1 protein-coding gene and 1 pseudogene are annotated in these 1,504 nt (G+C 54.1%); both read left to right on the top strand.

Annotation, left to right across the window (positions count from 1 at the left end; translation table 11 throughout):
- Nucleotides 1-312, top strand: a pseudogene (locus tag GPK49_RS13190) (MobQ family relaxase); the annotation flags it as partial.
- On the top strand, nt 309-1,504 hold a 1,196-nt coding region (locus tag GPK49_RS13185), incomplete at its 3' end, for a toprim domain-containing protein (RefSeq protein ID WP_215677447.1). The pseudogene GPK49_RS13190 and the gene GPK49_RS13185, both read left to right, overlap by 4 nt.

Raw genomic sequence — 1,504 nt, 5'->3', positions numbered from 1 at the left:
AAGCCCAGAGCCAAGTACAAGGCAGAGCATGAAACGGAACTGAAACAGTTCTACGCCGCCAGACGCAAGCTGACCGGAGAGTTCCCGGATGGCAAGGTGGATATGAAAAAGCTGACCGAAGAGTATGACGAGCTGGAACAGGCGCACAACACCACCTATGGCGAGTTTAAGACCGTCAGAGACGATTTACACCGTCTTTGGAAGGTCAAGTCATGTGTAGATACTGCCGCCCGATTTAACGAGCGTACAGAGGAACAAATGCTCCAAAATCGACCCCAAACACGACACAAAAAGGAGGATATATCCCGATGAATTACACCCAAGCACAGATTGACCGGGCAAACGCCGTCAGTCTGGAAGATTTTCTCCGCACACAGGGAGAGACGCTTATCAAAAGTGGACGGGAATACCGCTGGAAAGAACATGACAGCCTGACCGTTCGTGGAAACAAATGGTTTCGCCACAGCCAGAGCAAGGGCGGCTATCCCATTGATTTTGTCATGGAGTTTTACGGCAAGTCCTTTCCCGAAGCAGTCCAGCTCTTAACCGGCGAAAGCGCCGAGGGACAGAGCGAAGCCAGCACAGCACCGCCCACAGCGTTTCACTTGCCCTTGCACAACAGAACAGCCGACAGAGCAATTCAATATCTTTGCGAAAGCCGAGGTCTCAACAAAACGCTTGTTGAGGCTTTTCTTCTTTCCGGGGATATTTACGAGGACGCAAAGCGGCACAATGTTGTGTTTGTCGGCAGAGACCGAAGCGGTACGCCGAGATACGCCCATGTGCGAGGAACGGCAGACCCATTCAGACAGGACATTGCCGGGTCTGACAAGTCCTATCCGTTCCGCTATGAGGGAAACGGCAACCAGCTCTTTGTCTTTGAAGCGCCGATTGACCTGTTATCGTTTATCTGCCTTTATCCGCAGGATTGGCAGACAAGAAATTATCTTGCCCTGGGCGGCGTTTCGGGCAAAGCCCTTGACCGTTTCCTTTCTGAACGCAAGGACACCCGAAAAGTGTTCCTCTGCCTTGACAGCGACACCGCAGGAAGCGAAGCCTGTACCCGACTGGCACAGGACATTCCCGGCGAGATCGCCGTCATTCGCCTTGTCCCGGCAAGGAAAGACTGGAACGATGTTCTCCGTCAGCAAGGGGACATTCCCAGCCGCAAATTCATAGCCGAGACAATCACGCTGCGAGAGCTGCCCACCGCCCAGCCTGTTCCCATGCTCCGCATGGCAGATGTGGAGCTGACGAGCGTGGAATGGCTATGGTTTCCCTATATCCCCTTTGGAAAGCTGACGATCATACAGGGCAACCCCGGCGAGGGCAAGACCTACTTTGCCATGCGTCTTGCGGCGGCTTGCACCAACCGAAAGCCCTTGCCCGGTATGGAGACCCTTGAGCCTTTCAACATTATCTACCAGACCGCCGAGGACGGTTTGGGCGATACCGTTAAGCCCCGGCTGATGGAAGCTGACGCAGACCTTGAACGAGTGCTTGT

The organism is Clostridium sp. MCC345 (assembly GCF_018785345.1).
Classification (GTDB): domain Bacteria; phylum Bacillota; class Clostridia; order Lachnospirales; family Anaerotignaceae; genus Anaerotignum_A; species Anaerotignum_A faecicola.
The sequence above is the reverse complement of the archived record's forward strand: the minus strand, read 5'-3'. Positions and strand labels throughout refer to the sequence as shown.